Below are 24,283 nucleotides of genomic sequence, written 5' to 3' on the forward strand. Positions count from 1 at the left end.
TCTTGCGGTGCAAGTGCTAATGAGGACAGGGGTAAAGTTAGTCCTTTCAGTGCACTCGAAACAGAGTGAAGTGCGATAAGCACTGTTACGCAAAAAGTAACGATCCTTGGTGGAGTCAATGGGACTTTTGGCGAAAGCCCCGTGCTAGAGCGCCTGCGTACTGTTTGTAATAGATGGGCTCGTCCCACGAGGCGGTTCACAGCGCTACGGTGGTGTTCGAAGAAAGCCAACGGCAGCTTTGTAGCTGGCCGTCAGCCAGCTATCCGGTCGCTTTTTCGTGCGTGGCCTGGGGCAAGGTGATCAGGCTAAAAACCGATAAAGGCGTAATACACCGGGGTTTCATTGGTCGTGCGCAAACCCAGTGCCTGCAAGCTCGCCGTCAGCGCTTCATCCTGCACATGCAAGGTCCACTGCGTCCGTTCATTCCCCGGCACCTGCGCCAGCGCCGCAGCAAACGCCCCCATATCCGGCAAGTAAGCGGTAAACCCGTTACCTTTTAGCGCACTGGTAGTCATGCCCAATGCCTGACACACCGCCACCTTGGCGGCAATGTCATCGCGGTCGGCCTGGCGCGAAGCCTGGACCAGCGCCTGCAGTTCCACATCGACCAGTTGCGTGCCGTGAATCAGCTCCGGCCCCTGTTGCCAGGCCTCCGGCGGGCAGTCCTTGCTGTCTGGCCGCAATGGAATATGCGGGTTGATTTCTACCGGATAGATGCGACAGACCAGCGGGCGCTGCTCATAGATGGTGCAGAGGTCGTTGGCGTCGAGGTTACGACAACGTCCGGGGTTGAATGCAGCAAAGGTCACCGAGACGCGTGCCTCGCCCTCGCCGCAATGCACCGGATGGGAGCGTCGCAGCACATGGTCACGCTGCTCCAGCGGCATGCCAGGACCGTCCACGACGAAGGCTTCGATCAGTACCACCACCTGGCCGGCATCGTCCGCCCAGCGACGAGCTTCGGCCAGCGTCAGTGGCACATGGTGGCCGGTGCAGCATTTGCCGCAGCCGGTACAGCCGAAACGTAAGCGGTCGGTCACTTGGCTTCCGGGCTCCACTCGCTGACAAAGGCACGCTGGTGCTGGCGATCGTACAGACACAGCTCGGTGCCGGTGCGCTGCTGCATGTGCTTTTGTGGGTAGACGCCTTCGATCAGCAGGGCACTCATGCCTGCCTGGTCATCGAACTCGGCGGGCTTGCCGCGAGCGTGGGCGTTCTTGAACTGGCTTGCGGTCAGGCAGGCCTTGAGCATCTGCTGGCGCTGCTCGTTCCAGGCCTGACTACTGGAGGCCTGGGCAATACCGCTGAAGAGGGCACAGCTGATCAGGATAGAGCTGAGAAGCTTCATATGTGATTCCGGCAATTTTCTTGCGAGGGGCGCGAATTATGCCCGAGTCACCCCCGGCAGCCAGCCGGGGAGTTTGTCGCTGAATATATCAGTGCTCGGCGAACACCACGGTACGCGCGGCCACCACCAGACAATCGGTCAGCTCTGGCGAGGAGAACTTGGTAAGGATGGCATTGGCCCCGGCCTGGGTCGCCTTTTCACTGCTCATGGCACTGTCCAGCGAGGTATGCAACAGCACGTACAGGTGCTGGAAGTCAGGGGTTTCACGCAGCGTGCGGGTGAAGGCGTAGCCGTCCATCTCGCTCATTTCGATGTCGGAGACGATGATGTTGATCTCCTGCGCGGTGCCTTGCAGTTCCAGCAGCACGTTTATGGCGTCTTTGGCGCTGCGCGCGGTGTGGCATTCGATACCGAGGTTGCGCAGGGTGTGCACCGACTGTTGCAAGGCCACCTGGCTGTCGTCCACCACCAGGATATTGGCGGCGGCCAGCAGGCTGGCATCTTCTTCGTTCAAGGTGCCGTGCGCCGGCTCGGCGACGGGCGGGGCGATGGCGTGTATGACTTTTTCGATGTCCAGCACCTGCACCAGGGTGTTGTCGACGCGCGTCACGCCGGTGATGAACGAGCGGGTGCCTGAGGCGTAGGGTGGCGGTTTGATGTCGGTGCTCAGGCAATGCACGATGCGGCTGACTGCCTGTACATGCAGGCCTTGGCGCGAACGGCTGATCTCGGTAACGATCAGGCAGCCACCCTGTGGGTCGGCCAGCGGTTGTTCGCCAATGGCGCGGGACAGGTCGATGACCGACAGCGAGTGGCCGCGCAGGGTTGCCACGCCTTTTACATGGGGGTGCGACTCGGGCAGCTTGGTCAGCGGCGGGCAGGGTATGATCTCGCTGACCTTGAGCAGGTTGATTGCCATCAGCTTACCGCTGCGCAGGGTGAACAGCAGCAGGGATAGCGAATCCGCGCGGGCATTTTGCGTGGCCATGGTGACCTTCGGTGGGGAGCAGGGGATAACCGGTTATCGGCTCTTTGACGGCTGGCTTTAGGGTATTGATGGTAGTTGATGGGTTCGCCTTGGTCTTTTTTGTTGTCAGTGAGGTCGAGCGCCGCCCGCGCGGCGCATCGCGAGCTGCGCTCGCTCCTACGTTTGTTTCAGGCCAGTAAAGCCTGTTCCGGGCGCGCGGCCGCCATGTGTAGGAGCGAGCACAGCTCGCGATGCGCCGCGCGGGCGGCGCTCAATCTCACTGGCAACGCAAACCTCCCGTCACGCACTACCGTTCACGCAGGGCCTCCTTGGCCCGGTTCAGCGGCTTGATCAGGTAATCGAGGATGGTTTTCTCGCCCGTTCGGATATCCACTGTGGCAATCATCCCTGGCACGATCGCAAAACGCTTACCGGCCTTGTTCTGCAAGCTGTCCTGTTCGGTGCGGATGAACACGCGGTAGTAGTAGATTTCCGGTTTGACCTCGTCCTGCAGGGTGTCCGGCGAGATGCCCACCACCTTGCCGTCCAGCCCGCCGTACACCGAGTAGTCATAGGCACTGATCTTTACCTTGGCCGCCTGGTCGGGGTGAATGAAGGCGATGTCCCGTGGCGCGATGCGGGTTTCGATCAGCAGGCGTTCGTCCATCGGTACGATCTTCATCACCTGGCCACCGGGCTGCACCACGCCACCCAGGGTGTTGACCTCGATGTCCTTTACAATGCCGCGCACCGGCGAGCGCAGGGTCAGGCGGCTGAGCGAGTCGCTGCGCCCGCGGATCACTTCCGACAGGGCGTCCGCTTCGGCGCTGGCCTTGGCCAGTTCTTCCCGGGCACGCACCAGATAGTCCGAGCGCGCCTCGTTGGCCTTGAGTTCCAGCTCGGAACGCTGGCGGTTCAGGCGAATAACTTCGACCCGGCTGGAGGCACCCATCTTCGCCAGGTTCTCGGTGATCTTCAGCTCGCTGCGCACCAGTTGCAACGAGTCCTGAATACCCGCCAGGGTCTGTTCCAGGCCGCGGCGGCGGGTCTGGTACAGCGCGGTTTCGGCATCGATCAGGTCAGGAGAGTCGCGCAGGCTCGCCGGGAAGGTCAGTGGCTTGCCGGTCACCTCTGCCTGCAGGCGGGCCTGGCTGGCCCTGGCCGCGCGGTACTTGGCTTCGCTTTCACCAACGCTTGAGGCCGTCTTGGTCGGGTCGAGTTGGGCCAGCACTTGGCCGCGCTCGACCAGGTCGCCTTCGGCGACGCTCATCTGCGCGACGATACCACCCTCGAACGACTGGATTACCTGCTCTCGCGAACTGGGGATGACCTTGCCTGTGCCGGTGGACACCTCGGTCACCTCGAACCAGGCCGCCCAGGCCAGGAACGCCGCCAGCATCAGCGCGCAGAGGGTGATGAGGCGGCCGGCGCGGAATACCGCCTGGTCGTCCTGCCCGTCCAGGTAGGAAGCCGGGAGTTCGTGGTTGCTCATGCCTGGGCTCCTTGCAGCTTGGCCAGCGCGGCATCACGCGCGTCATCGATGACGATGCGCCCGGCGTCCAGCACCAGGATGCGGTCGACCCGCTGCAGAACACTCAGGCGATGGGTTGCGATCACCAGTGTACGGCCCTGACAGAAGCGCTCCAGGTTATCCAGCAGCTTGCGCTCGGTCATGTCGTCCAGCGACGCGGTCGGCTCGTCCAGCAGCAGCACCTGCGGCTGGCGTACCAGCAGGCGCGACAGCACCAGGGCTTGGCGCTGGCCGCCAGACAAGCCCAGGCCACCTTCTAGGATCAGATGGTCCATGCCCTTGGGCAGGCGGCGGACGAAGTCCAGTGCGCCAGTGGCGGCCAGTGCGGCCACCAGTTCCTGGTCGCTGGCCTGGCCGGCGCCGAGGGTGAGGTTTTCCCGCAGGGTGCCGTGGAACAGCCTCGCGTACTGCGGCAGCAGGCCGACGTCACGGCGCAGGTCAGCCGGGTCGAGGTGAGCCATGGCGATGCCGTCCAGGCTAATCTCGCCCTGTACCAGGTCCATGGCCCCGCCCAGCGCCTGCAGCAAGGTTGATTTGCCGGCGCCGTTGCGGCCCAGCACGGCAATGCGCTCGCCCGGCTGGATGTCCAGCCGGCCAATGTTCAGCACTGGCGGGTACTCTTCGCTGTAGCGGAAGCTGGCCTGGCGCAGGCGGTACTCGCCGTGAATGGCCGGCAGGTGCACGCGGGCTTCGCCTTCAGGGTGGTCGACCGGCGATTGCATCAGCTTGTCCAGGCCTTGCAGTGCGACCTTGGCCTGCTGCCAGCGGGTCAGCACATGGGTCAGCTGTGCCAGCGGCGCCATCATTCGCGACGAAAGCATGGATGCCGCCACCAGGCTACCTGTGGTGAGGTCGCCGGCGATGACCATGGGTGCGCCGATCACGATTACCACGGCAAACACTGCACCCTGCACGTTCTGCGTCCAGGTCACCAGGCCGTTGGTGAGGGTGCGCAGGCGCAGGTTGGTGTGCGCACAGGCCGCGTTGTACTGGTTCCATTGCCGTTCGAAGCGTGCCTCTGCCTGCAGTGCCTTGATCTCGTCCAGGCCCTGGATGCTTTCCACCAGCATGGCGTTGCGCAGCGCCGACTCACGCATCGAGGCATTGGCCAACCGTGCCAGGCGCCGTTGTGCAAGCAACCCTGGCAACACCATGGCCAGCAGCGCGACCAGCGGGATGAACACCAGCACGCCGCCGATCAGCCAGAACACGAACAGGAACAGCAGGAAGAACGGCAGGTCGGCCAGCACCGTGGCGGTGCTGGACGTGATCAGGTCGCGGATCGATTCCAGCTCGCGCAACTGCGAGATGAACGAGCCGGTGGACTTCGGCCGCACCGAGTTGCGCAGGCGCAGGGCATGGCCGTAGACCAGGTCGCTCACCCGCAGGTCGGCGCGCTTGCCGAGCAGGTCGGTCACCTTCAGCCGCAGCAGGCGCATGCTGAAGTCGAACACCAGTGCCAACACCACACCGCCAAACAGGACGTAGAGGGTGGGCAGGGATTCAGCCGGTATCACTCGGTCATACACCTGCATCGAGAACAGTACGCCGGCCAGCGCGAGCACGTTGGCCACCAGTGACGCGACCATCACCTGCCCATAGGGGCGCAGGTCGCGCAGTACGATGCGGGCGAACCAGTGGCGGTCGTAAGGGGCGGTGTAGTCGTCGGTGCGCACATCGCGCAGTGGCCGGGCCGGGCGCAGCAGGGCAACGCGGTTGATGCGGCCTTTCAGGGTGTCGCGGGGCAGGCGCGAAGTCAGGCCTTGGTCACCGGCAAACACTACCGCCAGGTCGTCCTCTTCGGTCACCGACTCGACCACCGCCAGTTGCCCGTCGTCCAGCTCCAGCACCAGCGGCGTGCGCCATTGCCGCAGGCCCTTGGCATCGAAGTGCACGAAGCGCAGTGCCAGCCCCGCCTGACGTGCCATGTGGCGGAGGATTTCATTCAACGGGCGGGCATCCTCCACTGCGGCCAGGCGAATACGCTGGGGTGATACGTCCAGGCGGTAGTGGTGCGCCACCTGCAATATCACCTCAAGCCAGGGGCCAAGGTCTGGCCGGTGCGCGGCGGCCTGCTCCGGCGCGGGTGCCTGGTTGGGCAGGGTCACATCGATCGAATCACTCATGGCTGGATCTCCACACCTTGCAGGTTGCGCCCCTCAAGGCCAAAGGCCGTGCGCAGGGCGCCGTTGTTGTACAGGCAGTCGACATCCAGGCGCAGCAGATCGGAGCGGGTGCCGGCAAGTTCGAAGCGTGACTGGTAGATCTCCTGCTCGGCGTTGAGCAGGTCGAGCAGTGGCCGTGTGCCCAGGTCCAGGTACTGACGCCCGTAGAGCATGCGTGCTTCCTGAATACTGGCCTGGCGCGCTTCCAGCGAGGTCAGCCGGCGGCTTAGCCCGGAGGTTTGCGCCATGGCTTCGGCCAGGCCCCGACGCGCCTGCAGGCGGGCGGCGTCCTCGGCGGAGTCGGCTGCGGTCAGCGCGTGGCTGGCCGCGCGGGTACGGGCGCTGATGGAGCCCCCTTGGTAGATGGGGACTTCGACGTTCAGGTAGATGCCTGCCTGGGTGCGGTCCAGTCGTGAGTTATCGCGGTTATAGTCGTCGTCCAGGTAATGATTGACCTGCGGTTGCAGCGATAGGGTGGGGTAGGCCTCCGCCTTGGCCTGGGCCAGTTCAGCTTGGCCCTGTGCGCGCTGGGCCAAGGCCATCAGCACGGCGGGCAGGCGGTCATCACCCTGTGCAGGGCGCTTGCAGGCCTGGTTCAGCTCAGCGGGTGAGCCCTCGGCCAGTGCCGGAGGGGTAACGCGGCCCATCAGCGCCGCCAGGGTCGAGCGCCAGCGCTCGTACTGCGACTGGTACTCCTCCAGGGTGGCACGGGCGCTTTCCACGCGGGACTCGGCCTGCACCACGTCGGAACGGGTGCTGGCGCCCATGTCGCTACGCTGGCGGGCCATGCCGGCAATGTCGCCCACGCCGCGAATCTGATCGCGGGCAATCGTCAGCAGTTGCTCGTATCGGCGGGTTTCGATCCAGGCATAGGCTGTGTCGCGGGCCAGATCGTCGACCACCAGCAGGATATTGGCCTGGGCGCGGGCGGCAGCCGCCTGGGCGGCATTGACGGCGCTGTCGACCTTGCCGAAGTCATAGAGCATTTGCTTGAGCGACAGGTTCAGGGCCTGGCTATTGCGGTCGCCGCCATAACCGGTGTCATAACCGGTGCGCAGACCGCCGGAAATCTGTGGGTAGTACCCCGCACGGGCGACGTTGATGCCTTCGCCCTGCTTGTAAAGGTTGCCGATGGCCTCAGCGATGCTCGGGTGCCATTGCGCTGCCTGCAGCACTGCGTCGGTAAGGCTCAGCCGTTCGCCACTGGCGACCGGGGCCATGCCGATGGGGGGGCGGGCGGGCACCGCTTCGGGCGCATCGCGTAACAACGATGGCCCGATCTGGCGCAGGTGGGGGTCTATATCATCGGCTGCCTGGGCAACCGGGTGGAAGTTCAGGGCCAGGAGCCCGAATGCTCCCAGCAACAGCGGTGACAGCGGACTGCTTCGCTTCACATAGTTCCCTTACTGCTGGTCGTCCATGCCGCCGGGCATTCACCCGGCGGGTTTGCAGCGGCCTCAAACCACATGGATACCGTTTTGTACCCACAGGTGATGGCTTGGATCCTCCTGGGCCGTGTATTGGTTATAGTCGACGCCGTCGGCAGTTTGGTTCCCGACCAGCGTCCAGTTGTCCGTCATGTGAACCGAGTCTTGGTCGTCCCCCTTGATAATCAGTGTGTCGGTACCGGTTTCGGTGATTGCCACCACGTCCCCCAGGTTGAGGGTGAGCGCCACCGAGCTGGTGTCGTTGAGGTCGAGGATTTCGATGTCGTGCACGCGCTCGGCCAGGTTGCCCAGGTCGATACTGGCGTCACCGCCGCCCCACAACAGGGTGTCGGTACCTGTACCACCATCGACGCTGGCGAAGTTCTGGTCGACTATCACCAGCGTGTCGTCACCCGCCCCCCCTTGCAGGGTGATGTGGCCACCCTGGCTGCCATTGAGGTGGTCGTCGCCGTCGGTGCCGGCGATCACATCGGTGGCCGCTGCCAGGCTGGCGAGTGCCGCTGATTCGTCGCCGCTATCAGCCATCAGCGATGTGGTCGTGGTGAGGCCGGCAGCATCGTCCACGTTGATGGTCAGGGTTGCGGTGTCGGTAGTGCCGTTCGGGTGGCTGAGCTCGTAGGTGAAGGTGTCTTGCTGGCCGACCACCGCCGAGGTGAGCCCCGCGTTGAGGGTGTAGGTGTAGCTGCCGTCGGCATGCACCAGCAACGTGCCGTAGGTGCCGGCCACGCTCACCCCGTTGTAGCCTGGGATGGTGTAGGTGTTGGCCGCTGTCAGCACGCTCAGCACGGTCAAGGCCGAACCGATGTTGTCGTCAGTCAGCAGGTTGCCGGTGGCTGCTGTCGCGCCACTGACCACGAACTCGGTCAGGTACGTTGTGGTGGTGTTCAGGCTGGTGGTGATGGAGCTGAGCAAGCCGATGCCGCCAGCGGTGACACGGACGTGGTAGGTACCGGCGCCCTGATTCTCGAAGGTATACCCGGCGCCGCCCCCCAGCACGCTGATCAGCGAACCACCCGGCACCGACTGCACCAGCACGTACTGGCCGGTGGCCGGGTTGAGCTTGAGCAGCTCGATGGTAGTGCCGTTGAGCAGGCTCAACAGGTTGGCGGAGTTGACCACCACTTGCAGGTCGGCCGTGGTGTCGGCGGCAACCGTGGTGGTGTAGGTGGCCTGGCGGGTACCGATCAATGGCAGGCTCAACGAGCCCAGCGTACTGCTGCTGGTGTCCACGCGGTTGTCCAGGGTGACTTGGCTGCTACCAACGTCGTTGACTGCGTCGACCACCGTGGCCGGTGCACCGTAGTTGGTGTCGCTCCAGATCTCCGTGGCTTGCGGGCTGTCGATGCGCACGTACAGGTTGGCGGTATCGGACAGGCCGTTAGGGTGCACCAGTTGGTAACTGAACACGTCTACTTTGCCGACACTGTTCGGGCTGCCGTTGGGCGTGTAGGTGTAGCTGCCGTCCGCACTGATCACCAAGGTGCCGTACTGGCCCTGAACCGTTGTGGCGGTCCCGGCCGAGACGTAGCTGCCGTTTTTTAGTACTTGCAGCACGGCGGCGCTGTCCGGGCCACTGGCATCCACCGCGCCATCGGTGCCCACGTCGGTAATGACGTTGCCGGAGGTGGCAATGCCGGTGCCGGTGAATTGGGTCAGGCTGGTGGAGACGATGTCCAACGTGGTGCTCACTTCGGTGACCAGGCCGATGCCGCCACTGCCCACGGTCAGTCGGTAATCACCTGCTTGCAGCACGCCGATGTCCACCTGCAAGCCGATTGGCAGCACGATCAGGTCGAGCAGGCCCTGAGTGTTGCCGGTGGCGATGGTCACCCAGGCGCCGCTGGCGTCTTTCACCTGCAGGGTGAAGCTGGTGTTGTTGAGTAGTGCCAGCACGCTGTTGGTGGTCAGTGTGAGGGTAGGGTCGGCCGTGCTGCCTGCTGTCACCGTCCAGGTGTAGGTCTTGGTAAAGCCGGACAGCAGCGTGGTGAAGCTGTCGGTGTAGGTCTTCGTGGCGCTGACCGCTTCCAGGTTGACCGTGGCTGTGGCCAGGTTGTCGCTGGCGATGACCGGCGCGTTGGCATCCACATCCGGTGCAGTGACGTTGACGTTGCCCGACACGTTACCGCGCGGGTCGCTGAGGGTCACAGACAGGATCTGGCCGTTGTCCTGAGGCGGGCTCAGGGTCACAGTGAAGGTGCCGTCCGCCTGCACCGTTGCGGTTTGCAGCACGGTACCACCGGCGCTGCGTACGGTTACGGTGGCACCCACTTCGCCCGTACCGGTGAGGGTACTGCCGTCAGCACTGAATTGCAGGTTGCCGGCAGCCGCAGGCGGTGTCAGGTCCGGTGCGGTCAGCGCAGTGCCTGTGGACACGTTACCGGCGCTGTCGGTGAGGGTGACGCTGAGCGCCTGGTTGTCGATCTGCGCCGCAGCCAGACTGACCACGAACAGGCCGTTGCTGCCCACCGTTGCGGTACCCAGTACGGTACCGGCGCTGTTGCGCACGGTGACCGTGCTGCCGATCTGGCCAGAACCACTGACCGAGGTGCCGTTGGCGTTGATGGTGGCCAGCGGGGCGGCTGGCGGTGTGGTATCCGGCGCAGTCAGGCTGGTGCTGGCGGACAAGTTGCCGGCAGCATCGGCCTGGCGTACCACCAGCAGTTGCCCGTCGTTCTGTGGCGAGGTCAAGGTAATGCTGAAGGTGCCGTTGGCTTGCACCACTCCGGTACCGACCTGGCCGTTCGGGCCTTGGACGGTAACGGTAGCGCCCGCTTCACCGCTACCGGTAAGCACGCTACCCGAGCCATCGATGGCGATGTTGGTAGGGACGGCAGGTGGCTGCAGGTCTGCGGCGGTGTAGCTTGTGCTGCCGGACGCATTGCCGGCAGCGTCAGCCTGGCTCACGCCCAGTACCTGGCCGTTGAGCTGCGCGGCGTTCAGGTTGACGGTGAAGACGCCACCGCCATTCACCACCGCCGTGCCGAGCACGTTGTTGCTGGCATCACGCACTGTCACCGTGGCACCGGCTTCACCCGTGCCGGTCAGCACCAGGCCATTGACAGAGAGGCTGGTCACCACCGGGTTGGCCGGTGGCGTGATGTCAGCTGCTTGCAGGAAGGTCGGCTGCGATTCGCCGCCGACCAGTGCCACCGCTGTCACCGAAATGTGCTCGCCGTTGAGCTGGGCTGCGTCCAGCGTCAGGGTGAAGGAGCCGCCCAGGGTTGCGCTGCCTGTACCGATCAGGTTGCCTGCGGCATCGTACACGCGAATGTCCACACCGCTTGGTGCACTGCCTGTCAGGGTCAGGCCGTCGCTGCCCAAGGTCACGTCGGTTGGCGGCACGGGTGGTGCGACCAAGGGTGTGACGTAGGTCGCGACCGCAGAAGTATTGATACCGTCAGACTGTGTCACTTCCAGGGTGGCGAGCGAGCCCGCCGCCGGCACCAGCGTTATCTGGAAGTTGCCAGCGGCATCCACCACGCCGGTGCCGATCACGCTTCCGTCGAGGCTGACGGTGACCGTGGCATTGGCTTCGCCTTTGCCGGTCAGCACGTTGAAGGTGTTGTTGATCGCCAGGTTGGTTACCAGGTCGGGTGGCGAGGTGTCGTTGGTCTGGTAAGGGACGGCCACCGAAGCGTTGCCGGCATCATCCGTGGACACCACCGTCAGCAACTGCCCATTGTTCTGTGCCGGGCTGATCGGCACAGTGAACTGGCCGTTCTCATCCACTTCCACCGTGCCCACGATATTGTTGTCCGGGCCGCGTACCGTGATGGTGCTGCCGGCTTCGGCGGTACCTGTCATCGACGTACCGGCTGCGTTGAGCAGCAGGTCGGTCGGCTGTACCGGTGGCGTCAGGTCTGGCGCAGTCACTGCCAGTGGTATCGACGGGTTGCCAGTGGCGTCCTGGGCGATGATGGTCAGCGTTTCGCCGTTGATTTGCGGGAGGTTCAGGTCAAGGACGAAGGTGCCGTCCGGATCTACCGTCACCTGGCCCAGCAGGTCACCGTTGTTGTTGACCACGGTGACGCGGGTGCCGGCTTCGGCGGTACCGGTCACCTGGGTACCGCTGTCGTTGATGACGGCGATCACGGTGGCAGGTGGTGTGGTGTCCGTCGCCGTGACCGAACTGATTGGCGAGATATTGCCGGCTGCATCGGTCAGTGTTACCTGCAGCACCTGGCCATCGAGTTGCGCCGCATCCAGCTCGACGATGAAGGTCCCGTCGGCGCCCACTGTGCCGGTTCCGACCTGCGTGGTACCGACGTACACGCGCACGATGGCGCCCACTTCGCCGATACCGCCCAGCTCGTCACCTGCCGCATTGAGCCGCAGCTCTGTTGCTGCCGCTGGCGGCGTGAGGTCCGGCGCTTGCACGTTGACCGGCAGGCTGACGTTGCCGGGTGGGTCGGCCTGCAGCACCGACAGTGTCTGGTTGTTGATCTGTGCAGGTGACAGTTCGACGCTGAAACTGCCATCAGCAAGCACGATACCAGTGCCCAATACGGTACCGGCTGCGTTACTGACGATTACTGTGGCGCCGGCCTCGCCCAGGCCGCTGACCACACTGCCGTCGGCGTTGATCACCACTAGGGTGAGCGGGGCGGGTGGGGTGAAGTCCGGGGTTTGCAGGGTTGCCACTGCCGACACGTTGCCCGCCGCATCGGCCTGGGTGAAGCTGAGCAGTTCGGCGTTACCCAGCGCCGGGCTCAGCGTGATGGTGAAGTGGCCACTGGCATCGACGGTGGCGCTGCCGATTTCCTCGCCTGCCGGGTTGGTCACGGTCACCTGCGCGCCCACTTCGCCGCGGCCGGTGAGGGTGACACCATCACCGGAAATCGCCAGTTCGCCTGGTGCCGTTGGCGGGGTGGTATCGGGGGCGGTGATGGCGCTGGCGGCAGACTGGTTGCCAGCCGCATCGCCCAGCACTACTTGCACCTGTTGGCCGTTGGCCTGAGGCGATGCGAGGTTGACCTGGAAGGTGCCGTCGGCGCGCACCGTGGCACTGCCCAGCACCGAACCATCGGCGGCGAGCACCCGCACGGCGGCACCCGCTTCGCCGGTACCGTTCAGCAAGCTGCCACCCCCGGCGAAAGCCAGGTTGTCGGCCGCATCCGGCGCGACGCGGTCAGGGGCTGTCAGGCTGACGCTGTTGGACTCGTTGCCGGCCACATCGGACTGGCTGGCGCTGAGCTGTTCGCCGTTAATTTGCGCGGCGCTCAGGTTGACGTTGAAGGTGCCATTGGCATCGACCACGGCAGTGCCCAAGTCGACACCGCCTTCGCCAAGCACGGTAACGGTGGCACCTGCTTCACCGCGGCCACTGAGTACCAGGCCGTCGCTGGACAACACCAGGTTGGTCAGTGGTTGCGGTGCCGTGGTGTCTGGTGCCTGCAGGGTTGCGGGCGATGATACGGTGCCATCGGTACCCGTTGCGCTGATCTGCAGCACTTCGCCATTGGCCTGTGCACTACCCAGATTGACAGTGAACGTGCCGTCGTTGGCGACCGGGCTGCTGCCCAGCAATACGCCGTTGGGGCCGTACACCTTGATTGTGCTGCCCGTCTCGGCGGTGCCGGTCACCGACAGGCCGTCGGCGGCCAGTACCAGGTTGTCCGGTGTTGCCGGTGCCAGTACGCCCGGTGCAGTCACGCTTTGTGCAGGGGAGACGTTCTGTGCGGCATCGGCCTGGACCACGTTCAGGCTCTCACCCGTGATCGCTGTCGGTGAAAGGGACACGGTGAAGTGACCGTCGGCCGTCACTGTGGCGCTACCCAGCACGGTACCGTCCGGTGCCCGTACGGTCACGGTTGCGCCTGCTTCGCCATCGCCTGTCAGGGTGGCGCCATCGGCGGAGACCGCCAAGTTGGTCACGGCGGCCGGCGGCGTGGTGTCGGCTGCGGTGTAAGGTGCGGCCGGCGACACGTTGCCAGCTGCGTCGGTGGCAGTCACCTGCAGCGTCTGGCCATTGGTCTGGGCACTGTTCAAGGCGACCTGGAAGGTGCCGTTGCTGCCGGCTACCGCTGTGCCCAGCACGTTGCCGCTGGCATCGCGCACGGTCACGGTGCTGCCGGCCTCGGCGGTACCGGTCAGTTGCAGCCCGGTACTGGACAGGGCGAGTGCTGTCGGTGCCGCAGGCGGGGTGAAGTCCGGCGCGGTGACCGCCACGGCGGTGGAAGTGTTGTTGCCCGCGTCGGTCTGCGTAACGCTCAGGTGCTGGGCGTTGAGCTGAGCGCTGTTCAAGGTGAGGGTAAAGCTGCCATTGGCCGCTACCAGGCCGGTGCCTATGATGGTCCCGTCCGGGCCGTGAACGGTGACCGTGGCACCGGCTTCGCCAAGGCCAGTCAGGGTCAGGCCGTTGTTGTTCAGCACCACGTTGGACAGCGGCGCGGGCGGGGTCAGGTCCGGGGTTGTCACATTGATTGCCGGCGAGGTGTTGCTGGCGGCATCCACTTGCGTCACGCCGATGACCTGGCCGTTGGTTTGCGGCGTGTCGAAGGTCACCGTGAAGCGACCGTCTGCGCTCACCGTGGCGGTGCCGAGCAAGGCACCTGAGGCGTTGCGTACCTGTACCGTCGCGCCTACTTCACCGCTGCCGGAAAGCTGCCGGCCGTCCTGGCTCAACACTGGGTTAGTGATGGCCGCTGGCGGCGTGTGGTCTGGCGTGGCCAGGCTGGCCGGGCCGGACACATTGCCCGCAGCATCACTGAGGGTGACCTGCAGTGGGCTACCGGTGACTTGCGCGCTGGGCAGGGTGATCTGGAATTGGCCGCTTTGGTTGACGGTGCCGGTGGCCAGGATGGCACCACTGGCATCGCGTACGGTGACGCTGGCACCGGCTTCGCCCTGGCCGCTGAGCACGGTGGCTGCGCTGTTGAGGCTGAGGTTACTGGCCGCCAGCGGTGCCTGCAGGTCAGGCGCTTGCAGGGTGGACGCGAGCGAAACGTTACCTGCGGCATCAGCCTGGGTGACGATCAGGTTCTGCCCATTGGCCACGGCCGGCGAAAAGATGACGCTGAACAGGCCATTGCTGCCGACGGTAGCAGTCCCCAGCACGGTGCCTTGTGAGTCAGTCACGCGCACGGTTGCACCGACTTCACCCTGGCCGGTCAGTGTACTGCCGGTTGCGTCGAGGTTTACCTGTGTCGGCGCGTCTGGTGCCGTGGTGTCACTGGCCACGACGGTGGCCGGCACCGAAGGCTGGCCATCGACGGTAGCCTTGGCACTGACCTGCAAGATCTGGGCGTTGAGCTGGGCGCTCTGGAAGAACACACGGAAGGTGCCGTCGCTGCCGACCGTGGCGCTACCCAGAGTGGTGCCCCCGGAGGTCACGGTAATCAGCGAGCCGACCGTACCCTGGCCGGTCAGCAAAAAGCCGTCGGCGCTGATGGCAAGGGCCGAAGGCGTGGCCACTTCGGCACCGGTCGGGCCAGCCAGTGGTACTTCAGGCGATTCGTTGCCGGCAGGGTCGATCACTGCCACATCAACCGTTTCGCCTGATGCCAGCGGTGGGTCGACCAGTATGACGAAGGTGCCGTCCGGCCCTACGGTTACAGTGCCGCGCACGCTGTCATCCGGGTTGCGGACTTCCACTGTGCTGCCAGGCTCGGCTGTGCCGCCGACCGTGCTGCCGTCCGGGCTTACGGTAAGGCCGGTGGCTGGTTCTGGGTTGGTCGTGTCCGGAGCGGTGACTGAGACCGGCGCCGAGTCGTTGCCGGCTGCGTCGGTCACTACCACGGTTACGGTCTGGCCGTTGTTCTGCGGGGTATCCAGCGGCACGTTGAAACTGCCATCCGGGTTGACCGCCACGGTGATCACATTGCCGGCCCCATCACTCACGGTCACCGAACTGGCGCCAGGTGCGTTACCGCTCACAGCCGTGCCATCGCTGCTGACTGCAACGTCGGTGGGCAGTGCCGGTGGCGTGATGTCAGGCGCAAGGATCGGGCTGGGCTGCGAAATGTTGCCGGCCGCATCGGTCAGCGTCACATCCAGGGCCTGGCCGTCCAACTGGGCGGGCGATAGTGGGACAGTGAAGCTACCGCCTGCGGGCACGACGATGGTGCCTACCAACGTGCCGTCGCCAAGCTTCACTTCCACCGTGGAGCCAGCTTCGCCTGTACCTTGGATGGCGTTGCCAGCCGGGGTGATCGTGAGGTCGGCAGGCGCAGCCGGCGCAGTGCTGTCGTCAGCGGTGAAAGTGGCCGACGGCGAGGCATTGCCGCCGCCATCGATCAGCACCACCGACAGTACTTCACCGTTGGTCTGGGCGGGGGAGAGTACCACTTCGAACGTACCGTCTGCATTCACCGGCATGGTGCCTAGCAGGTCACCCGCAGCATTGCGTACCTCTACGGTGCTGCCTGCCTCGCCCTGCCCGCTGAGCAGTGTGCCGGTAGGGTCAAGGCCGAGCCCCTGCGCCGGCAGCGGTGCCTCGAAGTCAGGTGCGGTCACGGTGCCTGCGGGCGAGCCGTTGCCGCTATTGTCCGCCTGAGTGACAGACAGCGTCTGGCCATTGAGCTGTGGCGGGTCGATTGCTACCTGGAAGGTGCCATCGGGCTGGACCGTTGCGGTGCCCAGTACCGCGCCGCCAGTGCCTGTCACGGTCACCTGCGCACCCGGCTCGCCGCTGCCGCTCAGGCTGCTGCCGTCGCCAGCCAGGACCAGAGCGGTGGGGCTCTCGGGTGCCTGGGTATCCGGTGCTGACAAGTCGACCGCCGCTGACAGGTTGCCGGCCACGTCGCGTTGCTCCACGGTCAGTGCCTGGCCGTTGGTCTGCGGGGTGTCGAGGGTGATTTCGAAAGCGCCGCCAGCGCCGACCACCATGCTGCCCAACACGCTGCCGTCCGGCCCGCGCACGGTAACGGTGGCGCCCGGTTCGCCGTTGCCGGTGATCGTGGTACCGGTGCCGTCGATGGCCGGGTTGGTGACCACTTGCGGTGGGGTGGAGTCGGGTGCAGTGAAGTCCACGGGCCCTGCGCTGTTACCCAGGTTGTCAGTGGCTTCGACGGTCAGGCTTTCGCCGTTGCGTTGTGGCGCGTTGAGGGTGACGTCGAAACGGCCGTCGCCACCCACAGTGGCGCTGCCCAGCACATTGCCGTCGGCGTCACGCACGGTGACGATGGAGCCGCTTTGGCCCAGGCCGGTAAGGTGAATGCCAGCGGTATCGATGGCCAGCCCGGAGGGCTGCAGCGGGCCGTCGATATCGGGCGCCACGATGGTTACGGTCGAGGTGTTGCCAGCTGGGTCGCGCAGTACCACGTCCAGCTCCTGGCCGTCGGTCTGCGGAGGGTTCAGGACCACGCTGATCACACCGCCGGCACCGACCTGGGCGCTGCCCAGCACAGTACCGTCGGCGCTGATGACCTGCGCGGTGGTGCCCGGTTCGCCGCGACCGGTGAGCAGCCCGCCATCGGCGCTCAATTGCAGTTCGCTGGCTTCGTTGGGCGGGGTGATATCGGGGGCGGTGATCTGTGTCGGTAGCGAGCTGTTGCCAGCGCCGTCAACCGCCACGACATCCAGTATCTCGCCGTTGGCCTGGGCTGGGGTCAGGCCGATGGTGAAGCTGCCATCCGGTTCGGCCTGGACGCTGCCCAGAACATTGCCCTGCGCGTCACGCACTTGCACCTGCGTTCCTGCCGGTGCGTTACCGGAAATACTGGTACCGTCGCCGGTCACCAGCACGCCGCTCGGGCTTTCGGGTAGCGGTGTATCGGCAACGGTCACACTGACCCCTGCCGAGGTATTGCCGGCGGCATCGGTCTGCACCAGCACGAGGTTCTCTCCGGCGGCCAGCGGTGCTTCAAGGTCGACCACGAAGGTGCCATTGGGCGCCACGGTGCCGGTGCCGATGACTGCACCTTGGGCATCACGCACTTCCACCGTGGCACCGGGCTCACCACGGCCAGACAAGGCCAGGCTGCCATCGCCTGCCACCACATCAGTGATGATCGCCGGAACGGTAATGTCCGGGGCCACGTAACTCAGCGGCACCGAGGTATTGCCTGCCGCATCGGTCACTGTGATGGACAGGGTTTCGCCATTGGCCTGTGGCGGGTCGAGGGTCAGGCTGAAGCTGCCATCCGGCTCGGCAATGGCGCTACCGATCAGGTTGCCCGAGGCATCTTTAACCTCCACCCGGGCGCCTCCTTCTGCAGTGCCGACCAGGCTGTCGCCATTGCTCAGTACCAGGTCGGTTGGTTGCAGCGGTGCTATCTGGTCGGGCGCCGTCAGCGGGACAGATGCAGAGATATTGCCGGCGGCATCGGTCAGGGTCACTTGCAGGGATGAGCCATCCACCACCGGGGTTGGCAGTTGCACATTGAAGCTGCCATCGGGCTGAACGGTACCGCTTACCAGCACCTGGCCCTCATCGTTGCGCACCTCCACGGTGGCGCCCGCTTCGCCGCGCCCGGAGACTGTGCGGCCATCGTTGCTGATGGCCAGATCGGTAGCGGGCTCCGGCGGGGTGGTGTCGCCGCCGTTGTCCACGTTCGGTGCAGTGACGCTGCCGGCCGTGGAGGCGTTGCCTGCGGTATCGGTGGCAGTCACCTGCAACTGCTCGCCTGCCAATTGTGGCGGGGTGAGGTCGATGCTGAAGGCACCGCTGGCCCCCACCACGACACTGCCCAGCACCGTGGTGCCGTCGGCGGCCAGCACACGGACGGTGCTGCCTGCTTCGGCGCGGCCGCTGACGACGGTACCATCGCCACTGATTGCCAGGTCGTTGGGCGCCGCAGGCGCGGTGATGTCTGGTGCGGTGATCTGCACCGGCAACGACGAGGTGCCGTTGTTGTCGATGGCCACTACGTCCAGCAACTCGCCATTGGCCTGGGCCGGCGTGAGCACCACGGTGAATGTGCCCTCGGCACCCACCACGATGCTACCGATCAGTGTGCCGTTGGCATCATGCACGTCCACGCGACTGCCAGTCGGAGCAGAACCGCTGATGCTGCTGCCATCGGCGGCCACAACCAGTTCACTCGGGCTGGTCGGTGTGATCACCAGTGGCACGTCGTAGGTCAGCGCTTCAGAGACGTTGCCGCCCGGGTCGGTCTGTACCAGGGTCAGGCGCTCACCCGGCAGCGCAGCCGGATCGAGGTCGATCAGGAAAGTACCGTTCGCAGTTACCGTACTGGTACCCAGCAGCGTGCCATTGGCATCGCGCACCTCGACGGTAGCGCCGGCTTCGCCGCGACCACCCAAGGTCAGGCCGTCGGCGCCGACGACGATGTTGCTGACCACGGCAGGCACGGTAATGTCCGGGGCATCGAACTGCAGCGGTAAAGAGACATTGCCATCGGTATCGGTCAGGCGGATGTCCAGCACTTCGCCATTGGCCTGGGCAGGCGACAGGGTAATGCTGAAGCTGCCGGTATCATTGACCAGGCCAGTGCCGAGCAAGTTGCCCGAGGCATCGAAGGCCTGCACTGTCGCACCAGGCTCGCCGTTGCCACTCAGGGTCACACCGTCGGCCAAGGCCAGGTTGGTCGGCTGGGCCGGGGGCTGCAAGTCCGGGGTAACCACCGACGCTGGTGCAGAAGCATTGCCGGAGGCATCGATCAGCACCACTTGCAAGTTGCTGCCATCTTTCACCGGTGGGTCGAGGGTGATCTGGAAGGTGCCGTCGGGGTTGACTGAGCCGCTGGCCAGTACATTGCCCTGGGCATCGCGCACCTGCACACTGGCACCGGCTTCGCCGCGGCCATTGAGCTGGGCGCCGGCCAGGCCGACTACCAGGTTGGTCGCGGCATCTGGTGGTGTGGTGTCGCCACCGTCGATGTCCGGCGCGGTGATGTCGCTGGCCGGGGAGGTGTTGCCGGCGGCGTCGGTGGCGGTGACTTGCAGCACCTCGCCGTTTACCTGTGGCGGGTCGAGGGTTACGGTGAAGCTGCCGTCGGGGCCAGCCACAACACTGCCAATCAGCGTGCCGTTGGCGTCATGCACCTCTACACGGCTACCGGCAGGTGCGCTACCGCTGATGCTGCTGCCGTCTTCGGCGAATACCAGGTCGCTTGGGCTGGCAGGCGCAGTGGTGACCGGGACCTCGTATTGCAATGCCGAGGAAGCGTTGCCGCTTGGGTCAGTCTGCACCAGGCTCAATTGCCCGCCCGGCTGTGCGGCCGGACTCAGGTCGATCAGGAAGGTGCCGTTGGCCCCTACGACACCCGTGCCGATCACGGTGCCATTGGCATCGCGTACTTCGACGGTGGCCCCCGGTTCGCCGCGTCCGCTCAGAGCCAGGCCGCCAGCGCCAACTGTAATGTTGTTGACGGCATCGGGCGGGGTAATGTCCGGAGCATCGAACTGCAGCGGCGCAGAGGCGTTGCCGGCAGCATCCACCAGGCGTACGTCCAGCGCTTCGCCGTTGGCCTGGGCAGGCGACAGGGTGAGGCTGAACAGGCCGTCGGCACCAACGACACCGGAGCCAATCAGGCTGCCGGCAGCATCGCGCACCTGCACGGTAGCGCCGGGCTCACCGCGACCGGTGAAGGTGACGCCATCGGCCAGAGCCAGATCGGTCGGCTGGGCAGGGGCTGTGGTGTCAGGGTTGTCGACATCCGGTGCCGTGATGCTGGCAACGGGCGAGATATTGCCAGCCGCGTCTGCGGCGCTGACCTTCAGGGCCTGGCCGTCACTTTGTGGCGGTTGCAGGGTGATGCTGAACTGGCCGTCCGCACCGGCTACGGCAGTGCCCAGCAATGCACCACCAGCGCCTCGTACGGAAACCGTCGAGCCAGGCTCGGCAAGACCGGTGAGCGTCGTGCCCTGTTCATTGATAGCCAGGTTGGTCGGCGCCAGTGGTGCCGTTGCGTCTGGCGCAGTGACAGTGCCAGGCGCCGAGACATTGCCGGCGGCGTCGGTCAGGGTGACATCAAGGTTTTCGCTATTGATCTGCTGCGCATTCAACGTCACGTTGAAGTTGCCGTCGGGACCCACTGTGCCGCTGCCGATCAGGTTGCCGGCGGCGTCGCGGATGTTCACCGTGGTGCCTGCTTCGCCACGGCCGGTCAGGCGCAGGCCATCCGGTGAAACCAGCAGGTCGATCGGCGTGGCCGGTGCGCTGGTATCGGGGGCGGAACCGCCGCTGCTGCCCCCGCCGCCGTTGCCCGCCGCTGCCGCTGCGCCGCCCACACCGAGCAGGCTGAGCCCGGCAATCGCCCAAGTTGGCATGGCGCTACCGGCAGTGCCGATGCCAGCGACCAGTTCGTCCAGCGAGGCCACTTCTTCGAAGGTGAAACCGGTGAACGCTGCCGCATCGTACTGGGCATGCCACAGGGTGCCGTCTTCGCCGACGAAGACCATATCGCTGCCGACCCCGGCCTGGTCCGCAGCGAAGAAGTTACCGACGGTGACTTTTTCACCCGACTTCAGCGTAACGATCAGGTCTTGCCCACGTTGGGTGACGGTGGCCACTTTGTCGGGAGATACCGGTATCTGCACGACGCTTGGTGCTTTGAGATTGATATTGCCCCAGGCGCTCTGAGTGGCGACTTCGGATTGCTTATCGGCGACGACGATGTTGTCCATGGATGCTCCCTGCTGATATCCGGATCCCCTGGCCCGACTATTCGGGCGACAACCGGCGTAACAGAGCCCTGATAGGGGGTACGCGCAGCCTCGACCAGGCAGTCGACAAATGGGTCGTTAGGGAGATATAGCAGCCGGTGGGGAAGCAACCAGATGGCTTTCTGGGTTAATCCTTTGGTAGAGAAGCCTTAGCGAAGCCCTAGCCTGCGGGCTAAACGGCTCAGGTTTGCGCGGTCCAGGCCGAGTTCGCGGGCCGCTGCTGCCCAGTTGTCCTGGTGCCTTTGCAAGCAGGCTTCGATGATCTGACGCTGGTAAATGTCGACGGCCTCACGCAGGCCACCTTCAGGCGGGGTGGCCACTTGTAACGGTGCCGCAGGGGAGGGCAGCGAGCCTGGCGTCGTTGCCGACACGCGCAGGTCCAGGTCGATGGCGTCGAGAGTGAGGATACGTGGCCGGTCAGGGTGCTGGCCCAGCGCCTTGAGGGCCGAGCGGCCTATCAGGTGTTCCAGTTCGCGCACATTGCCTGGCCAGTCGTAGGCGATCAGCGCGGCTTGGGCCTCATGGCTCAGGCGCAGGCTGTTCAGGCCCAGCCGTGAACGGTTCTGTTCGAGGAAGTAGCCAGCCAGTAGCAGCACGTCTCGCCCACGTTCGCGCAATGGTGGCACGTGCAGCGGGTATACACTGAGGCGGTGGTAGAAGTCGGCGCGGAAGTTGCCCGTACGCACCTCGGCAGCCAGGTCGCGATTGGTCGCGGCGATCAGGCGCACGTCGACCCGGTGCTCGCGGTCCGAACCCAGGCGCTGCAGCTGGCCGCTTTGCAGCACGCGTAACAGCTTGGCCTGCACCGTCAGCGGCAGTTCGCCCACTTCGTCGAGGAACAGCGTGCCGCCGTTGGCCAGCTCGAACTTGCCGCGGCGCTCGCCATGCGCGCCGGTGAAGGCGCCGCGCACATGGCCGAACAGTTCGCTTTCCACCAAGGTGTCGGGCAGGGCGGCGCAGTTGAGGCTGACCAGCGGCTTGTCGGCGCGGCTACTGGCCTTGTGCAGGGCCTGGGCCACCAGCTCCTTGCCGACCCCGGTTTCGCCGGTGATCAGCACGGTCAGGTCGCTGCTGCCGACCAGACGAATTTCTTCCACCAGGCGTTTGTGCGCAGGGCTCTGGCCAATCAGCTCTCTATCCTGGCCGCTGGCCTGGCGGTAGAGCTCGGCGCGGTGGTGTTCGTCTTCGGCGCGCAGGGCCAGGTGCTCGATACGCTCGGCCACGGTAACGGTGGCGGCCGCCAGGCTGGCAAAGGCCTGCAGGGCATCCAGCTCCAGGCTCTGGAACTGCCCGGGGGTGAGGGCGTCGAGGGTGACCAGGCCCCATGGGCGCTCATCGACCATCAACGGGCAGCCCATGCAGTCGTGCACTTCAAGGTTGGCATCGGGGGCGTGGACCAAACCATCATAGGGGTCGGGCAGTTCGGAGTCGCTGGCGAAACGGGTGGGTTCCGGGCGGCTGAGCAGGACCTGGAAGCGCGGGTGCTCGCTGACCCTGAAGCGACGGCCGAGAGTGTCGGGGCTAAGGCCATCCACTGCCAGCGGCACCAGCCATTCACCATCCAGTCGCAGCAGTGCTGCGGCATCGCACGGCAGCAGGCCACGCATGGCTTGCAACAGCCGGCGGTAACGCTCCTGGTCGGGCAAATCGCGGGACAGGTCGCTGACCAGGGGCAGCAGGGCGGTGAGCAGCGGTTTTGTAGTCATATGGACTCCTGTAGGTCGATATGACTATACGCAGGAGTAGGTCTTTTTGACATGACCTGCATCAAGCCCCTGATTTTACGGGCGATAAAAGTTGGCACGATTGCTGTAATGGCAGTGGCAGTCATTTGAAGCCACAGGCTCAGGAGTTGTTGCAATGCTCAATGCCGAACAACGTGCAATCATCAAGGCCACTGTACCTCTGCTGGAAAGCGGCGGTGAAGCGCTGACCACCCACTTCTACAAGATGATGCTCAGCGAGTACCCCGAGGTACGGCCGCTGTTCAACCAGGCCCACCAGGCCAGCGGCGATCAGCCGCGTGCGCTGGCTAACGGCGTGTTGATGTATGCCCGCCATATCGACCAGTTGGAGCAACTGGGTGGCCTGGTCGGACAGATCATCAATAAGCATGTTGCCCTGCAGATTCTGCCGCAGCACTACCCGATTGTCGGAAGCTGCCTGCTGCGCGCCATCGAGGAAGTGCTTGGCAAGGACATTGCCACCCCAGCGGTGATCGACGCTTGGGGCGCGGCCTATGGCCAGCTGGCCGACATTCTGATTGGCGCTGAAGAAAACCTTTATAAAGAGAAGGAAGCGGCCGAGGGTGGCTGGCGCGGTACGCGTGAATTCCGCCTGGTACGCCGCGAGCAGGAAAGCAGCGAGATCGTTTCGTTCTATTTCGCCCCGGTGGATGGCATGCCGGTGCTCAAGGCAGAACCTGGCCAGTACATCGGCCTGAAGCTAGACATAGACGGTGCCGAGCAGCGCCGCAACTATTCCCTGTCGGCGCTGTGCGACGGCAAGGAATACCGCATTAGCGTCAAGCGTGAGGCGGGCGGCAAGGTCTCCAATTACCTGCACGATGACTTGGTGGTCGGCGATACCCTGCAACTGTTCCCGCCTGCGGGGGACTTCACCCTGGCAGCCAGCGACAAGCCGCTGGTGCTGATCAGCGGAGGGGTGGGCATTACCCCGACCCTGGCAATGCTGCAGGCAGCACTGCAAACCCGGCGCGAGGTGCATTTCATCCACTGTGCGCGTAACGGCGCGGTGCATGCCTTCCGGGACTGGATCGATGGTTTGGCGGCACGTCATCCACAGCTCAAGCGCTTCTACTGCTATGCCGAGCCGGAAGGTGGCGCTGCAGCCGATGCGGTGGGTTTGCTGAGTGAAGACCTGCTCGCCGAGTGGCTGCCGCAGGAGCGTGACGTGGATGCCTACTTCCTCGGGCCGAAAGGCTTCATGGCGGCGGTCAAACGCCAGCTGAAGGGCCTGGGGGTGCCGGAGCAGCAGAGCCGCTACGAGTTCTTCGGGCCGGCGGCAGCGCTGGAGTGATGTAGCGTCTGTGCCGGCCTCTTCGCGGGCAAGCCCGCTCCCACAGGTATTGCACCGGTCTTGAATGTGGTGCCGTCTCTGTAGGAGCGGGTTTACCCGCGAAGGGGCCGGTACAGGCTTATAAAGTACTCGTCCCCCCGCTGCAGCACACCTTTCTGCCTATATATAAAGGAAAGATGAAACCGGGCGCTGCGCTTTCATCCTTAATCATCCTTT

The 24,283-nt window shown here is 64.9% G+C and carries 9 protein-coding genes; 1 reads left to right on the forward strand and 8 read right to left on the reverse strand.

From position 1 onward, the window contains the following. Positions 1-305: 305 nt before the first annotated feature. From QCL51_RS03805 to norR, 8 genes are all read right to left on the reverse strand, one after another. Positions 306-1,040: a YkgJ family cysteine cluster protein gene (locus QCL51_RS03805; protein ID WP_103463244.1), complete on the reverse strand. Its 735-nt coding sequence runs from the start codon at positions 1,038-1,040 to the stop codon at positions 306-308. Next, entirely contained in the window at positions 1,037-1,348 is a 312-nt protein-coding gene (locus QCL51_RS03810; RefSeq protein WP_021781735.1) for a hypothetical protein, read from the reverse strand. The genes QCL51_RS03805 and QCL51_RS03810 overlap by 4 nt, the downstream gene beginning before the upstream one ends. Positions 1,349-1,436: 88 nt before the next feature. Continuing rightward, positions 1,437-2,336 carry a chemotaxis protein gene (locus QCL51_RS03815; RefSeq protein ID WP_021781736.1) on the reverse strand — a complete coding sequence of 300 codons (900 nt, stop codon included), beginning with the start codon at positions 2,334-2,336 and terminating at the stop codon, positions 1,437-1,439. A 286-nt stretch (positions 2,337-2,622) separates the two neighbouring features. Beyond that, entirely contained in the window at positions 2,623-3,807 is a 1,185-nt protein-coding gene (locus QCL51_RS03820) for an HlyD family type I secretion periplasmic adaptor subunit (RefSeq protein WP_021781737.1), read from the reverse strand. Then, positions 3,804-5,972: a type I secretion system permease/ATPase gene (locus QCL51_RS03825; protein WP_021781738.1), complete on the reverse strand. Its 2,169-nt coding sequence runs from the start codon at positions 5,970-5,972 to the stop codon at positions 3,804-3,806. The genes QCL51_RS03820 and QCL51_RS03825 overlap by 4 nt, the downstream gene beginning before the upstream one ends. Beyond that, a complete protein-coding gene (locus tag QCL51_RS03830) occupies positions 5,969-7,405 on the reverse strand; it encodes a TolC family outer membrane protein (protein WP_338444607.1) in 1,437 nt (478 codons plus the stop codon). The genes QCL51_RS03825 and QCL51_RS03830 overlap by 4 nt, the downstream gene beginning before the upstream one ends. 63 nt (positions 7,406-7,468) lie before the next feature. Further along, positions 7,469-20,989, reverse strand: a complete 13,521-nt coding sequence (locus QCL51_RS03835) for a BapA/Bap/LapF family large adhesin (protein ID WP_338444608.1) — start codon at positions 20,987-20,989, stop codon at positions 7,469-7,471. Between the two features lie 188 nt (positions 20,990-21,177). Further along, positions 21,178-22,734: a nitric oxide reductase transcriptional regulator NorR gene (gene norR / locus QCL51_RS03840; RefSeq protein ID WP_103470136.1), complete on the reverse strand. Its 1,557-nt coding sequence runs from the start codon at positions 22,732-22,734 to the stop codon at positions 21,178-21,180. Between the two features lie 154 nt (positions 22,735-22,888). Here norR and hmpA point away from each other — a divergent pair, with 154 nt between their 5' ends. Then, positions 22,889-24,067, forward strand: a complete 1,179-nt coding sequence (gene hmpA, locus QCL51_RS03845; RefSeq protein WP_021781742.1) for an NO-inducible flavohemoprotein — start codon at positions 22,889-22,891, stop codon at positions 24,065-24,067. Positions 24,068-24,283: the final 216 nt, after the last annotated feature.

The organism is Pseudomonas sp. LTR0 (assembly GCF_036630035.1).
GTDB lineage: Bacteria > Pseudomonadota > Gammaproteobacteria > Pseudomonadales > Pseudomonadaceae > Aquipseudomonas > Aquipseudomonas putida_Y.